Origin of the sequence: Catonella massiliensis (assembly GCF_016651435.1) — a bacterium.
Classification (GTDB): Bacteria; Bacillota; Clostridia; order Lachnospirales; family Lachnospiraceae; genus Catonella; species Catonella massiliensis.
Genome location: NZ_JAEPRJ010000001.1, coordinates 969,060 through 985,798, shown reverse-complemented (window position 1 = coordinate 985,798; position 16,739 = coordinate 969,060). Strand labels below are relative to the sequence as shown.

The window sequence follows — 16,739 nt, the reverse complement described above, 5'->3', positions numbered from 1 at the left end:
CCCGGTTCTTAATCTGTGAAATGCAAAAGTTTGGCTCACATATTTCCCATCTAGTCTACTTACATCTGTAAGCGATAATCATAACTGTACCCTTACCCTGATATTTAGTTATCTCGTATCTGTCAGGAAAGGCTTCTAAGAGCTTAGGAAGCTTTATAAATCCGAAGGTACGCACATCAAAGTCAGGACGTACACGCTTTATAAACTGCCCTGCAGAGCTTACATTTACATAGCCCTCATCATCCTGATACTTATCCCAGGCTATCTTTAAGAGATTGTGTATCTTCTCGATATCATCATCTTCTCCGGTCTCATAGTACTCTTCCTCATCATCATCTTCTTTAGAAATAGGGAGTTTAAGTTCATTTGTCCTTCCCAGGTTCTCAAGGAAAATAAACTCATCACAACTGTTTCTAAAGGCCTCCGGTGTCTTCTTCTCACCCACTCCTATAACGTATACTCCGGATTCGTGGAGATTGATAGCAAGAGGTGTATAGTCGCTGTCACTTGCAACTATAACAAAACCATCATATATGCCCTTATGTAAGAGATTCATCGTATCTATTACAAGAGCCATATCTGTAGCGTTTTTACCATTGACATAGTCAAACTGCTGCTCTGGCTTTATAGCAAGTCTCTTAAGCTCTTTTTCCCAGTTCTTAAGTATGTCTTTGCGCCAGTTGCCATAAGCTCTCTTCACCACTATTCTTCCATGTGTTGATATTTCCCCAATTACATCTTCAAGCTTACCTATCTGTGTGTTGTCAGCATCAATAAGCATAACTATTCTCTGTAAGTTCTCCATAAGCCGTCTCCTTTATATATCTTTCAGTATGCCTTCAAAATATAGCTCTTCATAGTTTCCTGCCTGACTAAGCATTACAGCCCTGCTGGTAAGCTCCATTGCCTCTTTTACAGATGTTTCAAAGCCTCTATCCTTAAGAAGTCCGTCAAGTAAAAGTGCAGCGTAGACATCACCTGCTCCACTATAATTCCTGCTAACTTTGTCAGTCTCGTATGTATAGATATCACCACAGTCATCTATAGCCATTACCATCAGCTTATTATCCTTTGCCTCAATACCTGTAATTATGACCTTTTTACGGTAGGTCCCATAGATTCTAAGTAATATCTCCACGATATCGGTTCTATCATAAGGTCCTTCGTGGTAAGGCTTCTCCGCCAACATAAATGCTTCGGTTATATTGGGAGTAAGATAATCACAATGCTTAATTAACTCTTTCATGGCTACAGGATAGTCCTCAGGAAGCTTGCTATATAACTTTCCATTCTCAGCCATAGCAGGATCTAATATTACAATCTTAGGCTTTTTCATTTCCAAAAACTTGGTAAGAAGCTCAAGCTGCCTTTTTCCAAATGAATAGCCAATTAGAACTGCATCATAGCTTATATCCATAGTCTCCCAGGAGTCTATTATCCCCTTCATTCCTCCTGAAAAATCCAAAAAAGCAATATCTGTGCTAATGCCTGTATGCGCTGAAAATATGGCCGTAGGAAGCAGGTTTACTTCAAAGCCTGCCACTGAAAGTATGGGAAGGGCTACAGTTGTAGAGCACTTTCCATAACAAGAAATATCTTCAGCGAGTAAAACTCTTTTCTGTCTCATATCATCCCCCAAGACTGTACGTTATATGTAATACCTATATCTAAGCTTAGATATAAGCGTCATCTATTCATTTAGTCTAACACAAAAGCCTCAATTTTACAATTGTAAACCCTGACATTATCCCCTTACATCTGGTGTCTGACCACCTTATACTCGTCACCTGACCTGTAGTAAGGACAGTCCCTAAATTTACTCGACATTACCTTATAAAAATCGTCCTCGTCCATATCCTGGACACAGATGTAGGCTTCTTCATCTTCATCATAAACGTAGTTATTACAGTCCTCGCAGGCATAACCCATAGAATATTTCCCTCCTATCTTAAAAAGTGGTGCAGACAGAAAGCCGCACCACTTGATTATAAGTCTATGTCATTATTGTTTTATTTCTCAAGCTTCTTCTTAACAAAGAGATACCATAATGTACCTGTAATACAGATAGATGAATAGGCACCGCAGATAAGTCCCACGATAATAGGAAGTGAGAACTCTCTTACTGAGCTAACACCCATAATAAAGAGTACAACAACCATGATAAGTGTGGTAACTGTGGTATTGATACTTCTTGAGAATGTCTGTGTAATGGATTTGTCAACTACCAGAGCAACTGTATCACCACGTCTCTTCTCGGCAAGATTCTCTCTGATACGGTCGAAGATAATGATGGTTGCATTGATAGAGTAACCAACTATGGTGAGCATGCAGGCAATGAAGGTATTACCTACGTTCATTCTTGTAAGAGCGTAAAGTGTAGCTACCACAAGAACATCGTGTATAAGAGCTAATACGGCACTTGCACCAAAGGCAACGTTTCTAAATCTGATAATGATGTAAATAAGCATACAGATTGTAGCCGCAATAACTGCCATAAGAGCTGAAGTCTTCATCTCACCACTTACTGCACCAGAGATGTTCTCGTTGTTGATATCATCCTTAGATACCTTGTATTTATCAACAAAGGCCTCACGAAGCTTTGTTCTCTCCTCTTCAGTAAGTGACTTGGTCTTGATAACTACGGCATCCTCACCAACTATCTGTGTTACGTCCGCATTTGATGAAGGAATAACCCCGTTTACAAAGTTTCTGATTTCATCATTTCCCGGAACCTTACCATTATTAAATACAACTTCTGTAGATGTACCGCCTGAGAACTCAAGGGCATAGTCAAACGCTCCTTTGCCTGAGGCTGCATTTACCGCCATAGTAGCAATACCAATACCGATAACTACAAGTGAAAGAACATATGCCTTAGGAGCAAACTTAAGGAATGGCATGTTCTCCTTATCAACCTTAGTTCCATAACTCTTCTCTGAATCAAATCCCATATCATAGAATGAATAAAGCAGGAATTTGGTTATGAAAAGAGCGGTAAACATGGAAATGATAATACCGAGAGCAAGTGTGTATGCAAAGCCTTTGATTGTACCTGTACCAAAGATACCAAGCACTATGGCTGCAATAATTGTAGTTACATTACCGTCAATGATGGCTGAAAGAGCCTTATTAAAACCATTTCCGATAGCAGTACGAACTGACTTGCCAAGACCAATCTCTTCCTTGATACGGGTAAATATAATAACGTTTGCATCTACCGCCATACCGATGGACAGCACGATACCCGCAATACCCGGAAGGGTAAGTGTAATCTGTAATAGCTGTAAGAGTACAAGCTCGATTACCACATAGGCGATGAGGGCTAAGCTTGAAGCAAGTCCCGGAATCTTATACATGACTATCATAAAGAGGAATACTATGATAAAACCAATAAGACCGGCTAAAAGTGAGGTTTCAAGTGCTGTGTCACCAAGCTTGGCACCTACCACGCTTGAACGAACTTCTTTAAGCTCAAGAGGAAGGGCACCTACTCTAATGATAGAAGCAAGTCTCTCAGCTTCTTCCATAGAGTCCTGACCGGATATCTGAGCCTTACCGTCTGAAATTACATTCTGTACAACAGGGGCAGATATTACATTGCCATCGTATACAATAGCTATCTGCTTGCCGAGATTGTCCTGTGTAGCCTTGGCAAACTTATTTGCTCCCTTGGCATTTAGTTCAAGCTCAACTATGTACTGAACACCTACTCCTGCATCACCCTTTATAGACTGAGCCTTAGCTGTAGATACATCAGCACCGTCTACGGATATTTTCTTCTCTTTTGCAAGCTCTTCAATGGACTTATTTAACTTATAAGTTCCATCTGTCTGTCTTGTAATATTACCTTCAACAGGAATAAACTGGATAGAGCCGGCTGAACCGAGCTGTTTAAGTACAGCATCTGCATCTTTAACATCCGGAATATCAACTACTACTCTGTTTAAGCCTTCCTGATAAACCTCAGACTCTGTACTAAAGATCTCTGCACGGAGTCTCATTTTTTCAATGGTATCAGCCATTTCCGTAGCTGTAGGCTTAGACTTTACTGTCTCATAAGTAATACTAACTCCACCTGCAAGGTCAAGTCCTCTCTTAATTCCCCTTGCACTGCCCACCTTATTGCCAAATGCACCGAGTGCAACAGCCGCCAAAAGCGCTATCACCACGATATAGCTAAATAGCTTGACTATGCCGCGTTTCTTGCTATTCATTGTAAATTCACCTTTCTTTTTTATTTCTTTATTTTTCAGGAGAAACTCTCCCAGAAATCAATATAATTTCACTAATTCTGACAGACTTCCTCTTTGTCTGTCTCCTCAGCCACCTTAATCATGATGGCACATTCGATACGCTTTCTCTGGAGCTCACAGCCTATCTCATACACATCATCAATGTTGCCGCTAAACTTATATGAGTTAGCCGCACAGCCTCCACTACAGTAGTATCTTGCAAAGCAGTCTCTACACTTAGGCTTTTCATATACGTTCTGGTGCTTAAAGCCTTCCTGAAGCTCAGTCGCTGTGATGCCGTCATATACATTGCCTATAACGAAGCCTTCCTCACCTACAAACTGATGGCAAGGATAGATGTCGCCCCAAGGTGTGATAGCAACGTACTCTGTACCTGAGCCACAGCCTGAAAGACGCTTAGCTACACAAGGTCCTCCGGCAAGGTCTATCATAAAGTGGAAGAAGGTAAAGCAGTTTCCTTCTCTTCTTCTCTTGATGTATTCTTTTGCAAGCATATCATACTGTTCTTTAAGATAAGGAATATCCTCTTCTTTTATCGCATAAGGCTCAGTAGGCAGTGAAACCACTGGCTCAAGCGATATTTCCTTAAAGCCTTCATCTGCAAGATGAAGTACGTCAGCCGCAAAATCAAGGTTCTTGGCTGTATAAGTACCTCTTACGTAGTATTCTTTATTACCGCGCTTTGCCGCAAAGGACTTAAGCTTAGGAAGAATAATATCGTAGCTGCTTCTGTTTCCTCCTCTGGTAGGCCTCATATAGTCGTGTACACACTTACGGCCGTCTATACTGAGGACAACATTGGTCATCTCTTTGTTGCAGAAATCGATAATCTCATCATTTAAGAGGACTCCGTTGGTAGTAAGTGTGAAACGGAAGTTCTTATCGTGAATCTTCTCAAGCTCTCGTCCATAGGCAACGAGCTTCTTGACTGTATCCCAGTTCATAAGAGGCTCACCGCCGAAGAAGTCTACTTCGAGATTCTTTCTGTGTCCTGAGTTCTTGATGAGGAAGTCAAAGGCTGCCTTTCCTACCTCATAGCTCATCATTCCTCTGTCACCCTGATATTCTCCTTCTCCCGCGAAGCAGTAACGACAGGCAAGGTTACAGTCATGGGCTATGTTTAGGCAGAGTGCCTTTACCACTGTATTTCTATGTTTGAAATCCTTAACGTACTTCTCGTATATATCCTCTGTAAAAAGCTGTCCATCCTCCTGTAATTCTTTAATCTCTGATATAATCTCATTAAAGTCTTCTTCTGTTACAGGTACTTCCTTATATCTCTCAAGTATGATGCCCTTTATCTCAGAAAGAGCATCATCCTCACTCTCTCTTCCTTCTATTACTTTTTCATTGTATAAGGCTATACAATCATAAGCAGCCTCATCTACTACGTGTACTGAGCCACTGTTTACATCTAGAACTATGTTATATCCGTTACTTTGAAACTGGTGAATCAAGTGTTTGGTTCCTTTCTACGAAAGATAAGCAGCGACTAAAGCCGCTGCTTAAACTTTGACTTTTTAGTAAATGCAGGAATTGGTATTACCTAGCCTCACAGCTCTGGTTACCAACAGTACATGAAGTCTTGCAAGCTGACTGGCAAGAAGTCTTGCACTCTCCGCAGCCACCCTTCTTCATAGATTCCTTAAGATTCCTTGTAGTTAAGCTTTTAATATGTTTCATATCCTGCTCTCCTTACTTTAATTATTTCTCTTTGCACAATGCTATGTTATTATACCACATTGTTATGAACTTTTAAAGACTGTAAAATTGATTTTTAGAGGAAACTACAAGTAAATTTCATCCCTGATTTTTTTACAAATAATATATAACTGAAAGAACAGTACATGGTGGTATAATTTTGTTTTTTGTGCAAGCTAATCTTTCACAAAAAAAAGACAGAAGCCAAGCCTCTGCCTTATACCTGCAATTTATTTATCTCTCCAGATAATTCTTCCCTTAGTCAAGTCATAAGGGGACATTTCAAGAGTTACCTTGTCACCCGGTAAGATACGAATGAAGTTCATTCTGAGCTTACCGCTGATGTGTGCAAGTACCTTATGTCCATTTTCAAGTTCAACCTGAAACATTGCATTTGGGAGCTTCTCTATAACTGTTCCCTCTATCTCAAGTACATCTGCTTTAGACATTTGTCTCCTTTCCGGTGTCTGCCACCATTTTCTTGTAGAGCCTTATTGCAAGAGCAATATTCTCATTTCTTTGTTATCTTTTATCTACATTGTTAAGTACATTTGTATACTCTATATGAGCAGGCTTGTTATGAAAATCCATAGCTTACCTTGGCAAGGTTAATATCTCCGGTTCACCGTCAGTTATTAAAATTGTATTCTCATAATGAGCTGAAAACGAGTAATCCGCAGTATAAACTGTCCAGTCATCCTCTCCCCATTCTACCTCGTATCCTCCCATATTTACCATGGGCTCGATGGCAAAGGTCATGTTCTTTTCAATTTTAATTCCCTGCTTTTTCTGCCTAAAATTAAATATATCAGGTGCTTCGTGAAGATTCTGCCCAATTCCATGTCCTGCAAGGTCTCTTACAACTGAGTAGCCATGGCTTTCAACATAAGACTGGATAGCGATAGATATATCATTTATGTGATTACCGGGTACCGCCTGCTTGATTCCCTCAAAAAAGCTCTGTTTAGTAACTTCAATAAGGTCCTTAAGCTCAGGAATAACCGTTCCTACGGGTACGGTCCTTGCTGCGTCTGCATGCCACCCCTTATAGATGAGGCCTGCATCAAGACTTACTATATCACCTTCATCAATGTAATGCTCTTTAGCAGGAATTCCGTGTACAACCTGATCGTTGACGGATACACAAATGGAAGCTGGAAAACCATTATAACCAAGAAAAGAAGGGATTCCATCACATTTACGAATCAGTTCTTCTCCTTTTTTATCTATCTCATAAGTTGAAAGTCCCGGCTTAACATAGGCTTCAAGCTCTGAAAGCACAAAAGCCAGCCGTTTGCCGGCCTCTCTCATCAAAGAAATAGCGTTTTCATCCTTTATTCCCACTTCCATAGTCTCTCCCTCAGCCTCTTAATCAGCCTAATATCTTACAAATGTCCTCAAATACTTCCTTCATATCCTTTGTGCCGTCTACTTCTTTGTATACATTTCTTCTCTGATAGAACTCTTCGAGCGGTTTTGTCTGAGCGTGATATACCTCAAGACGCTTCTTTACTGTCTCAGGCATATCATCAGGGCGCTGAATAAGATCCCCGCTACATTTATCGCAAACACCATTTTTCTTTGTGTTATTGTACACAAGATGATAAGTTTCACCACAGTTCGGACAGGTCCTTCTTCCAGACATTCTCTCAATTATCTTCTCATCAGGTACAACCACATTTACAGCATAGTCAATTTTCTCGCCTAATTTCTTAAGAGCCTCTTCAAGTACTTCAGCCTGTGGAATGGTTCTTGGATAACCATCAAGGATATAGCCCCTAGCACAGTCATCTTTTGATACTCTATCTAAGAGAATGCTTACCGTAAGTTCATCCGGAACAAGCTGCCCCTTATCGATGTATTCCTTAGCCTTTAGACCAAGCTCCGTATTGTTTTTAATATTATATCTAAAGATATCGCCGGTTGAGATATGTGGAAGACCGTATTTTTCAGCAATTTTAATTGCCTGTGTACCTTTGCCCGCCCCAGGAGCACCGAGCATAACAATTTTCATATAGACCTCCTCAAGTTATTATTTAATAGGGAATTCCAGAGGAATTACCTATTAAAATAAAAGCTGTAGCCGGACTATAACATTCATCTGTCATAACCTGCTACAGCTCGATATTAAATGTAACTCTTAATCATTTAAAAAACCTTTGTAATGTCTCTCAAGCATCATTGACTCAATCTGCTTCATTGTTTCAAGTATAACACCTACAACGATGATGAGGGATGTACCACCAAACGATACATCTGCCCCAAATACTCCTGAACATATAATCGGAATAAGTGCTGCAACTGTAAGGCCGCAAGCTCCGATAAATATGATGCTGTTAAGTACCTTTGTGAGGAAATCACTAGTAGGACGGCCAGGTCTGATACCCGGTATAAATCCACCCGACTTCTTCATGTTGTTTGCAATCTCAAGCGGATTGAAGGTTATTGAGGTATAGAAGTAAGCAAAGAATATAATCATAACCACATAGAGTATAAGTCCCAATGTGTATTTTGCCTCTCCCCAGCTACTGAAGTTACACCAAGCCTGCTGGTTCAATACCTTTAAAATCTTCTCACCTAAGGTTGCACCTGCTCCACTCTTTGGCTGTATTCCAAGGAATCTGCAGATAATAATAGGTGTCTGGAGAATTGAACTTGCAAAGATGATTGGCATAACACCGCCGGTATTTACCTTAAGTGGTATATTTGATCCTGAACCACCTACAAGTCTTCTTCCCTGAAGCTTCTGTGCGTACTGCACAGGAATCTTTCTAATTGCATCATTTAATACAATTATATAAACAGTAAGCGCAACAATTATTGCTACGATGAGTATTGCTGCTATAACCTTATTGATAACAGTAGTTCCGCCTACAACATAAGTCTTAAAAAGATTTATGATATCTGAAGGCATTCTTGAAACTATGTTTACAAGAAGGATGATTGATATACCATTACCAACTCCCTTGTCAGTAATCTTTTCACCTATCCACATAAGGAAGGCAGATCCTGCCGTAAGAGTAAGAGTAATTACTACAACTGAAAGCACAGAGTAATTCTCCAAATATCCTGAACGGCCAAATCCGATTGCCATAGCTATACTCTCAATAAGAGCAAGTGCAACTGTTACATAACGTGTAGCAGCACCAATCTTCTTTCTGCCTTCTTCTCCCTCTTTCTGTATCTCCTCAAGCCTAGGAATGGCTATTGTGAGGAGCTGCATAATGATGGAAGACGTGATATATGGTGTAATACTAAGTGCAAATATTGATAACTGTTCAAATGACCCACCGGTAATGGCATTCAGAAATGAAAGCTGTGTAATCTGGTTCAAGAACTCAGATATCCTGCTACGGTCAATTCCCGGAATAGGAAGCTGTGATCCAAGTCTGACTACTGCAAGACACAAGAGAGTGAATAAAATTCTCTCTCTTATATCTTTTACCTTAAGAGCATTACGAATCGCTTTTATCATTAGATCACCTCAGCAATCCCGCCAAGATTTTTAATCTTTTCTTCTGCCGAAGCACTGTAAGCGTTTACTTTAACTGTAAGCTTCTTTGTAAGTTCTCCGTTTCCAAGAATCTTTACGCCGTCGCATACCTTTTTGATTACACCTGCATCAAGGAGAGCCTGAATTGTTACTTCAGTTCCATCTTCGAAGAGGTTAAGCTCAGATACATTGATAGCTACAATTTCCTTAGAATTTCTGTTGTGGAAACCTCTCTTAGGAATTCTCCTGTAAAGTGGCATCTGACCACCCTCGAATCCCGGTCTTGGAGCTCCTGAACGAGCCTTCTGTCCCTTATGTCCCTTACCGGCAGTCTTACCATTTCCAGAAGCATGACCACGGCCTCTTCTGAAATTATTACTCTGACGAGAGCCCGCTATTGGCTGTAAGTCTGTTAAATTCATGTTCACACCTCCCCTTCTTTAGATTTCTTCTACCTTAAGCAGATACTCAACCTGCTTAATCATTCCTCTTGTTGCCTCATTGTTAGGAAGGGTGTTGCTACGGCCTGTTTTCTTAAGACCAAGAGCTTCAACTGTCTTCCTGTGCTTTGGTATACGTCCGATAACAGACTTAACCAATGTTACTTTTAATTTATCAGCCATTTTATTATCCTCCTATGTTTTATTTACTATTATATCTTAGCATTTACAGATCAGATACGGAAATGCCACGAAGTCTAGCAAATTCTTCAGGAGTCTTAAGCTTTGATAAACCGTTGATTGTTGCAAGTACAACGTTCTGCTTATTGTTTGAACCAAGAGACTTAGTTCTGATATTCCTGTAACCTGCAAGCTCAAGTACGTTACGAGCAGGACCACCGGCAATTACTCCGGTACCATCAGGGGCTTTCTTAAGAAGAACCTCTGCACTTCCAAACTTACCAACATAATCATGAGGTACACTTCCGTTTTCATCAATTGGAAGTGAAACCATATTCTTAATAGCGTCTTCTTTACCCTTACGGATAGCTTCAGGGATTTCAGCAGCCTTTCCAAGACCTGCACCAACTCTGCCGTTCTTGTCTCCTACAACTACGAGAGCTGAGAATCTCATGTTGCGTCCGCCCTTTACAACCTTGACAACGCGCTTGATGGCAACTACTTTGTCAAAAAGCTCATTGTTCTCAGTATTATTATCTACTGAACGATTCATGTTTATTCCTCCTTCTCTTAGAATTGAAGACCTGCTTCTCTAGCAGCGTCAGCGAGTGCCTGTACTTTACCCTGATAAATGAAACCACCTCTATCGAAAACGACTTCCTTAATTCCCTTTTCAAGTGCCTTTTTAGCTATAGCAGTACCTACTGCAGAAGCAGCAGCTACATCATTGGTATGCTCAAGACCGGACTTAACATCCTTTTCAAGTGTGGATGCAGCAACTAAAGTAGCTCCAGCCTGGTCGTCAATGATCTGTGCGTACATATGGCTATTACTTCTAAATACAGCGAGACGAGGTCTTGCAGCTGTACCTGAAAGGTGTGCACGCATTCTTCTATGTTTCTTTTCGCGAATAGCGCTTCTTGATGCTTTACGAACCATTCTTTTTCACTCCTTTAATTATTTTTTACCGGTCTTACCAACCTTGCGTCTGATAACTTCATAATCATACTTAATACCCTTGCCCTTATATGGCTCTGGCATTCTCTTTTCTCTAATCTCAGCTGCGTACTGTCCAACTTTCTCCTTGTCAATACCTTTAACAATAATCTTGTTAGTACCTTCAACTGTTGACTCAACTCCCTCAGGATCGGTCATAACTACCGGATGAGAATATCCTAAGTTAAGGGTAAGCTCTTTTCCTGCTTTAGAAACTCTGTAACCTACACCGTTTACTTCAAGTGTCTTGGCATAACCCTCAGTTACACCAACAACCATGTTATTAATAAGTGTTCTTGTAAGTCCATGAAGAGATTTCATCTTCTTCAATTCATTAGGTCTTGTAACAACAATCTCACCATTTTCAAGCTTGATTATCATTTCTTTAGGAAGCACTCTCTCAAGTGTTCCCTTAGGACCTTTTACAGTCACTTTATTATTTTCTGCAATATCAACAGTAACTCCTGCCGGTACTGCGATAGGCATTCTTCCTATACGTGACATGCCCGCACCTCCATTTTTATTTTTTTGCAGATTATTCTGCTTGTTATCAGATACTAATTACCAAACAAATGCAAGAACTTCTCCACCAACTCCGAAGCTTCTAGCCTCTTTGTCAGTGATAACACCCTTGTTAGTAGATACGATAGCAACTCCGAGACCACCAAGAACCTTTGGAAGGTCTGCACAGTTAGCATATACTCTATAACCAGGCTTTGAGATTCTCTTTAATCCGTTAATAACCTTTTCATTCTTATCCTTACCGTACTTAAGCTCGATGTGGATATTCTTGAAACCATTAACCTCATTGATAGCGAAACTCTTTATATAACCCTCTCTTAAGAGGATCTCTGCGATTGATACCTTCATATTGGAAGCAGGTACATCAACCTCATCGTGTTTAGCCGTATTTGCATTACGGATTCTTGTAAGCATATCAGCAATTGGATCACTTGTTGTCATTTATCTAACCTCCTTCCTAATATTACCAGCTGGCTTTCTTCACGCCTGGGATCTGTCCTTTATAAGCTAATTCACGGAAGCAGATTCTGCAGATTCCGTATTTTCTTAAATAAGCATGAGGACGGCCACAGATTTTGCAACGTGTATATTCCCTGGTAGAGAACTTTGCAGGTCTTTCCTGCTTAAGTTTCATTGATAACTTAGCCATGTTTCCTCCTTAATTACTTTGCAAAAGGCATTCCGAATGCTCTAAGGAGCTCTCTTGCCTCTTCGTCTGTTTCAGCGGTAGTAACGAAAATTACGTCCATACCTCTTACCTTGTCTACTTTATCATACTCAATCTCAGGGAAAATAAGCTGTTCCTTAAGACCAAGTGCATAATCACCTCTACCATCAAAAGCATTAGGATTAACACCTCTGAAGTCACGTACTCGTGGAAGTGCAAGATTGATGAGACGGTCAACGAACTCATACATTCTGTCACCTCTAAGAGTAACTTTACATCCGATTGGCATTCCCTCACGGAGTTTGAAGTTTGCGACAGACTTCTTAGCCTTTGTATATACAGCTTTCTGTCCTGTAATTATTCCAAGGTCATTAGCAGCTGTCTCAAGAACCTTAGCGTTCTCTTTAGCCTCACCAACACCCATATTGATAACTACCTTATCAAGCTTTGGAATCTGCATTACATTCTTATAACCGAACTTTTTCTGTAAAGCAGGTGCAATTTCCTTATCGTAGGTTTCTCTTAACCTGTTCACTATAAATACCTCCTTCCGTTTTAGTCAATGATATCGCCTGTTGCTTTAGCTACGCGGACTTTCTTATCACCCTGCATAGTAAATCCAACTCTTGTTACCTTGCCCTTTGCAACATACATAACATTAGAGATATCTATAGCAGCTTCCTCGTGTACGAGACCGCCGTTAGGATTGCTCTGTGATGCTTTCTTATGCTTTGTTACCATGTTAACACCTTCAACGATTACCTTACCTTCCTTAACGGAGATAACTTTTCCTTCGGTGCCCTTGTATTTTCCTGTGATTACCTTAACGGTATCACCCTTTTTAATCTTACTGGTAGCCACTCTTACACCTCCTTATAAAACTTCCGGAGCAAGTGATACGATCTTCATGAAGTGTTTCTCACGAAGCTCTCTTGCTACTGGTCCAAATATACGAGTTCCGGTTGGTGTCTTGTCATCCTTTATTATAACTGCTGCATTCTCATCGAACTTTATGTAAGAACCGTCTTTTCTACGGCAGCCCTTCTTAGTACGAACTACAACAGCCTTTACAACGTCACCCTTTTTAACAACTCCGCCTGGTGTTGCATCTTTAACGCTGGCAACGATTATATCGCCTATAGCTGCATATCTTCTGGTCGAGCCACCCATAACACGAATGCAAAGAAGCTCTTTTGCACCGGTATTATCAGCAACTGCCAATCTGGTTTCCTGCTGTACCATTACTAGCACTCCTTTCAAATATTAAAAGATGGGATAATTATTTTGCTCTTTCAACTATTTCAACAAGTCTCCATCTCTTTGTCTTTGACAGAGGTCTGGTCTCCATAACTTTAACTCTGTCACCTACATGGCACTCGTTGTTAGCATCCTCAGCGTAAAGCTTACGAGTTCTCTTAACGATCTTACCATACAGTGGGTGCTTCACATTATCTATAACTGCAACAACGATAGTCTTGTCCATCTTATCGCTAACTACCTTGCCGGTACGCACTTTTCTAAGATTTCTCTCTTCCACGAGTATGTCTCCTTTCTTCGGATTAATTACCTAAGTTAGTTAGCCTGTCTTGTTAAAACAGTCTGAATTCTTGCGATATTCTTTCTAACTTCTCTAATACGGCTTGTATTATCAAGCTGGTTGGTTGCATTCTGGAATCTTAAGTTGAAAAGCTCCTTCTTTGCAGCAACCAATTCTTCATTAAGCTCAACCTGTGTCTTACCATTAAGGTCCTGAACATACTTTGTACTTTTCATTATTCAGCACCTCCTTCTAAATCTGCTTTAGATACTACTTTACACTTAAGTGGAAGCTTGTGCATAGCGAGACGAAGTGCCTCTCTTGCTATAACCTCATCAACTCCACCAATTTCAAACATTACTCTGCCAGGCTTAACAACTGCTACCCAGTAGTCAAGGGAACCTTTACCTGAACCCATTCGAGTTTCAGCAGGCTGAATAGTAACCGGCTTATCAGGGAATATCTTAATCCAAACCTTACCACCACGCTTAATGTAACGAGTCATAGCAATTCTGGCTGCTTCTATCTGATTTGACTTAACCCAAGATGGCTCAAGTGCAACGATACCGAACTCTCCATTTGATATAGTATTGCCTCTGTGAGCAGCGCCCTTCATAGAGCCACGGAACTGCTTACGATGCTTTACTCTTTTAGGCATTAACATTATTTATCGCTCCCTTCCTTTTTGTTGTTTCCCTTAGTAGGAAGAACTTCTCCAAGGTAGATCCAGCACTTAACACCAACCTTACCATAGGTTGTGTCAGCCTCTGCAAAACCATACTCGATGTCTGCACGAAGTGTCTGAAGAGGAATAGTTCCCTCGCTATAGAACTCTGTACGAGCCATATCAGCACCGCCAAGACGACCGGATACGCTTGTCTTTATACCCTTAGCACCATTCTTCATTGTTCTTCCCATAGCAGACTTCATAGCACGTCTGAAGGAAATACGGGCTTCAAGATCCTTAGCTATCTTCTCTGCAACTAACTGTGCATTTAAGTCAGCCTTCTTAATTTCTTTAACCTTAAGGTCTACTTTCTGTTTGCTTAACTTCTGAACTTCTACCTTTAATCTGTCAACATCTGCACCACCCTTACCGATTACGATACCCGGCTGTGATGTGCTAACGATAATGATAACTCTGTCAGATGTTCTTTCTATATCAATACTGCCTACTCCTGCATCATAGAGTTTCTTCTTAAGAAATTCTCTAATCTTATAATCTTCTACAAGGAAGTCTGCGAAATCTTTACCGGCATACCATTTTGATGACCAGTCTTTGATTACACCAACTCTTATACCGTGAGGATTAACTTTCTGTCCCATTTGGTCTTAACTCTCCTTTCTTATTACTTCTCGTTAAGAATTACAGTTATATGACTCATTCTCTTGAAGATGCGGTATGCGCTTCCTCTTGCCCTTGGCTGTACTCTCTTCATGATAGGGCCATCTCCTGCGAAACACTCCTCAACGAAAAGGTTGTCGCGGTTAAGACCTTTAACCTCTGCATTTGCAATTGCAGATTTAAGTAACTTTTCTATTACTGTTGAAGCATATCTTGGGTTGTATGCTAATATACCGAGTGCTGTATTTACATCCTTGCCTCTGATCGCATCAAGAACGAAACAAGCCTTCTGAGTTGAAACTCTGGCATAAGATAACTTTGCGTGTGGTCTCATTTCTCTGTTGTTCTCATTTCTTTCTCTTTTGATCTGGGATCTATGTCCTTTTGCCATGGATGTACCTCCTTTCAGTTTTATGGAAATATTTTATTACATTCTCTTTTCGTCTTTACCATGTCCTCTGTAAGACCTTGTTGGTACGAATTCTCCAAGCTTGTGTCCTACCATATCTTCTGTAACATATACAGGCACATGCTTTCTTCCGTCGTGAACAGCTATTGTGTGTCCAACGAATGAAGGGAAAATTGTTGAACGACGTGACCAAGTCTTAACTACGCTCTTATCACCGGCAGCGTTAAGAGCATCTATCTTCTTTAATAAATGTCCATCAGCAAATGGTCCCTTTTTAAGTGATCTTGCCATGATTAAACCTCCTTATAATCTATTATTTAAGTCCCTTACCATCGCGTCTTCTTACGATTAACTTATTGGACCTCTTATTGCTCTTTCTTGTCTTAAGACCAAGAGCAGGTTTACCCCAAGGTGTTACAGGGCCTGGACGACCAATTCCTGTTTTACCTTCACCACCACCGTGTGGATGGTCGTTAGGGTTCATGACAGAACCACGAACTGTAGGTCTGAAACCTTTATTACGTGTACGTCCTGCTTTACCAACATTTACAAGTTCATGCTCAATATTTCCAACCTGACCGATAGTAGCACGGCACTCTACAGGTACCATTCTCATTTCTCCGGATGGCATTCTAAGTGTAGCATACTTGCCTTCCTTAGCCATAAGCTGAGCTGCATTACCTGCTGCACGAACTAACTGTCCACCCTTGCCAGGATATAACTCTATATTGTGAATATTTGAACCAACTGGAATAGATGAAAGTGGAAGACAATTTCCTACTCTTACTTCAGCCTCAGTACCGTTCATAAGTGTTGTTCCTACTGTTAAGCCTACAGGAGCAAGGATATAAGCCTTCTCACCGTCTGCATAATGTAAGAGTGCTATGTTTGCTGTACGGTTTGGATCGTACTCAATAGCAACAACCTTTGCAGGGATTCCATCTTTTCTTCTCTTAAAATCAATAATTCTATAAAGTCTGCGTGAACCGCCTCCTCTATGTCTTACTGTAATCTTACCCTGATTGTTACGGCCTGAATTCTTCTTAAGTGATACACACAAAGACTTCTCCGGAGTTGACTTTGTAATCTCTGCATAGTCTAAACCGGTCATATTACGTCTGGAAGGTGTATATGGGCCGAATTTCTTAATTCCCATTATAAAACTCCTTTCATCTTAAGGCTTTCGCCCTAAGTCG

General features: G+C 40.6%; 27 protein-coding genes. All 27 read right to left on the bottom strand.

Going from position 1 to position 16,739, the window contains the following annotated elements:
* Nucleotides 1-55: 55 nt before the first annotated feature.
* The 27 genes from JJN12_RS04455 to rplB all read right to left on the bottom strand — a co-directional run bounded on the left by JJN12_RS04455 (nucleotide 56) and on the right by rplB (nucleotide 16,699).
* The gene (locus tag JJN12_RS04455) at nucleotides 56-805 is read right to left on the bottom strand and encodes an NYN domain-containing protein (RefSeq protein WP_208428547.1); all 750 of its coding nucleotides are present in this window, start codon (nucleotides 803-805) and stop codon (nucleotides 56-58) included.
* A gap of 12 nt (nucleotides 806-817) precedes the next feature.
* Nucleotides 818-1,627 carry a PfkB family carbohydrate kinase gene (locus tag JJN12_RS04450; RefSeq protein ID WP_208428546.1) on the bottom strand — a complete coding sequence of 270 codons (810 nt, stop codon included), beginning with the start codon at nucleotides 1,625-1,627 and terminating at the stop codon, nucleotides 818-820.
* A 125-nt stretch (nucleotides 1,628-1,752) separates the two neighbouring features.
* Nucleotides 1,753-1,929 carry a DUF6472 family protein gene (locus JJN12_RS04445; protein WP_208428545.1) on the bottom strand — a complete coding sequence of 59 codons (177 nt, stop codon included), beginning with the start codon at nucleotides 1,927-1,929 and terminating at the stop codon, nucleotides 1,753-1,755.
* A gap of 80 nt (nucleotides 1,930-2,009) precedes the next feature.
* Nucleotides 2,010-4,214 carry a protein translocase subunit SecD gene (gene secD / locus JJN12_RS04440; protein WP_208428544.1) on the bottom strand — a complete coding sequence of 735 codons (2,205 nt, stop codon included), beginning with the start codon at nucleotides 4,212-4,214 and terminating at the stop codon, nucleotides 2,010-2,012.
* A 71-nt stretch (nucleotides 4,215-4,285) separates the two neighbouring features.
* Nucleotides 4,286-5,710: a thioether cross-link-forming SCIFF peptide maturase gene (gene scfB / locus JJN12_RS04435; RefSeq protein ID WP_208428543.1), complete on the bottom strand. Its 1,425-nt coding sequence runs from the start codon at nucleotides 5,708-5,710 to the stop codon at nucleotides 4,286-4,288.
* Nucleotides 5,711-5,795: 85 nt separating this feature from the next.
* Entirely contained in the window at nucleotides 5,796-5,936 is a 141-nt protein-coding gene (gene scfA, locus JJN12_RS04430) for a six-cysteine ranthipeptide SCIFF (protein WP_023353408.1), read from the bottom strand.
* A gap of 248 nt (nucleotides 5,937-6,184) precedes the next feature.
* Nucleotides 6,185-6,403, bottom strand: a complete 219-nt coding sequence (gene infA / locus JJN12_RS04425) for a translation initiation factor IF-1 (protein ID WP_023353541.1) — start codon at nucleotides 6,401-6,403, stop codon at nucleotides 6,185-6,187.
* A 145-nt stretch (nucleotides 6,404-6,548) separates the two neighbouring features.
* Entirely contained in the window at nucleotides 6,549-7,304 is a 756-nt protein-coding gene (gene map, locus JJN12_RS04420) for a type I methionyl aminopeptidase (protein WP_208428542.1), read from the bottom strand.
* A 22-nt stretch (nucleotides 7,305-7,326) separates the two neighbouring features.
* Nucleotides 7,327-7,968 carry an adenylate kinase gene (locus JJN12_RS04415; RefSeq protein WP_208428541.1) on the bottom strand — a complete coding sequence of 214 codons (642 nt, stop codon included), beginning with the start codon at nucleotides 7,966-7,968 and terminating at the stop codon, nucleotides 7,327-7,329.
* Between the two features lie 126 nt (nucleotides 7,969-8,094).
* Entirely contained in the window at nucleotides 8,095-9,429 is a 1,335-nt protein-coding gene (gene secY, locus JJN12_RS04410; RefSeq protein WP_208428540.1) for a preprotein translocase subunit SecY, read from the bottom strand.
* Nucleotides 9,429-9,869 carry a 50S ribosomal protein L15 gene (gene rplO / locus JJN12_RS04405; RefSeq protein WP_208428539.1) on the bottom strand — a complete coding sequence of 147 codons (441 nt, stop codon included), beginning with the start codon at nucleotides 9,867-9,869 and terminating at the stop codon, nucleotides 9,429-9,431. The genes secY and rplO overlap by 1 nt, the downstream gene beginning before the upstream one ends.
* A gap of 18 nt (nucleotides 9,870-9,887) precedes the next feature.
* Nucleotides 9,888-10,070, bottom strand: coding sequence for a 50S ribosomal protein L30 (gene rpmD / locus JJN12_RS04400; RefSeq protein WP_208428538.1), 183 nt, complete (start codon nucleotides 10,068-10,070; stop codon nucleotides 9,888-9,890).
* A 43-nt stretch (nucleotides 10,071-10,113) separates the two neighbouring features.
* Nucleotides 10,114-10,620: a 30S ribosomal protein S5 gene (gene rpsE / locus JJN12_RS04395; RefSeq protein WP_208428537.1), complete on the bottom strand. Its 507-nt coding sequence runs from the start codon at nucleotides 10,618-10,620 to the stop codon at nucleotides 10,114-10,116.
* 17 nt (nucleotides 10,621-10,637) lie between these two features.
* The gene (gene rplR / locus JJN12_RS04390) at nucleotides 10,638-11,006 is read right to left on the bottom strand and encodes a 50S ribosomal protein L18 (protein WP_208428536.1); all 369 of its coding nucleotides are present in this window, start codon (nucleotides 11,004-11,006) and stop codon (nucleotides 10,638-10,640) included.
* 18 nt (nucleotides 11,007-11,024) lie between these two features.
* Nucleotides 11,025-11,567 carry a 50S ribosomal protein L6 gene (rplF, locus tag JJN12_RS04385; protein WP_208428535.1) on the bottom strand — a complete coding sequence of 181 codons (543 nt, stop codon included), beginning with the start codon at nucleotides 11,565-11,567 and terminating at the stop codon, nucleotides 11,025-11,027.
* Nucleotides 11,568-11,624: 57 nt separating this feature from the next.
* Entirely contained in the window at nucleotides 11,625-12,026 is a 402-nt protein-coding gene (rpsH, locus tag JJN12_RS04380; protein WP_208428534.1) for a 30S ribosomal protein S8, read from the bottom strand.
* 22 nt (nucleotides 12,027-12,048) lie between these two features.
* Nucleotides 12,049-12,234 carry a type Z 30S ribosomal protein S14 gene (locus JJN12_RS04375; protein ID WP_023353552.1) on the bottom strand — a complete coding sequence of 62 codons (186 nt, stop codon included), beginning with the start codon at nucleotides 12,232-12,234 and terminating at the stop codon, nucleotides 12,049-12,051.
* A 13-nt stretch (nucleotides 12,235-12,247) separates the two neighbouring features.
* Nucleotides 12,248-12,787, bottom strand: coding sequence for a 50S ribosomal protein L5 (rplE, locus tag JJN12_RS04370; protein ID WP_208428533.1), 540 nt, complete (start codon nucleotides 12,785-12,787; stop codon nucleotides 12,248-12,250).
* 20 nt (nucleotides 12,788-12,807) lie between these two features.
* Nucleotides 12,808-13,113 carry a 50S ribosomal protein L24 gene (rplX, locus tag JJN12_RS04365; protein WP_023353554.1) on the bottom strand — a complete coding sequence of 102 codons (306 nt, stop codon included), beginning with the start codon at nucleotides 13,111-13,113 and terminating at the stop codon, nucleotides 12,808-12,810.
* Between the two features lie 12 nt (nucleotides 13,114-13,125).
* On the bottom strand, nucleotides 13,126-13,494 hold the full coding sequence (gene rplN / locus JJN12_RS04360) for a 50S ribosomal protein L14 (RefSeq protein WP_208428532.1): 369 nt from the start codon (nucleotides 13,492-13,494) through the stop codon (nucleotides 13,126-13,128).
* A gap of 37 nt (nucleotides 13,495-13,531) precedes the next feature.
* Nucleotides 13,532-13,789: a 30S ribosomal protein S17 gene (gene rpsQ / locus JJN12_RS04355; protein WP_023353556.1), complete on the bottom strand. Its 258-nt coding sequence runs from the start codon at nucleotides 13,787-13,789 to the stop codon at nucleotides 13,532-13,534.
* 35 nt (nucleotides 13,790-13,824) lie between these two features.
* A complete protein-coding gene (gene rpmC, locus JJN12_RS04350) occupies nucleotides 13,825-14,025 on the bottom strand; it encodes a 50S ribosomal protein L29 (protein ID WP_023353557.1) in 201 nt (66 codons plus the stop codon).
* Entirely contained in the window at nucleotides 14,025-14,453 is a 429-nt protein-coding gene (gene rplP, locus JJN12_RS04345; protein ID WP_208428531.1) for a 50S ribosomal protein L16, read from the bottom strand. The genes rpmC and rplP overlap by 1 nt, the downstream gene beginning before the upstream one ends.
* Nucleotides 14,453-15,115 carry a 30S ribosomal protein S3 gene (rpsC, locus tag JJN12_RS04340; RefSeq protein WP_208428530.1) on the bottom strand — a complete coding sequence of 221 codons (663 nt, stop codon included), beginning with the start codon at nucleotides 15,113-15,115 and terminating at the stop codon, nucleotides 14,453-14,455. Before rpsC ends, rplP begins: the two co-directional genes overlap by 1 nt.
* Nucleotides 15,116-15,138: 23 nt before the next feature.
* Nucleotides 15,139-15,525, bottom strand: coding sequence for a 50S ribosomal protein L22 (rplV, locus tag JJN12_RS04335; protein ID WP_023353560.1), 387 nt, complete (start codon nucleotides 15,523-15,525; stop codon nucleotides 15,139-15,141).
* Nucleotides 15,526-15,561: 36 nt separating this feature from the next.
* Nucleotides 15,562-15,834, bottom strand: a complete 273-nt coding sequence (gene rpsS, locus JJN12_RS04330; protein WP_023353561.1) for a 30S ribosomal protein S19 — start codon at nucleotides 15,832-15,834, stop codon at nucleotides 15,562-15,564.
* A 22-nt stretch (nucleotides 15,835-15,856) separates the two neighbouring features.
* Nucleotides 15,857-16,699 carry a 50S ribosomal protein L2 gene (gene rplB, locus JJN12_RS04325; RefSeq protein WP_208428529.1) on the bottom strand — a complete coding sequence of 281 codons (843 nt, stop codon included), beginning with the start codon at nucleotides 16,697-16,699 and terminating at the stop codon, nucleotides 15,857-15,859.
* Nucleotides 16,700-16,739: the final 40 nt, after the last annotated feature.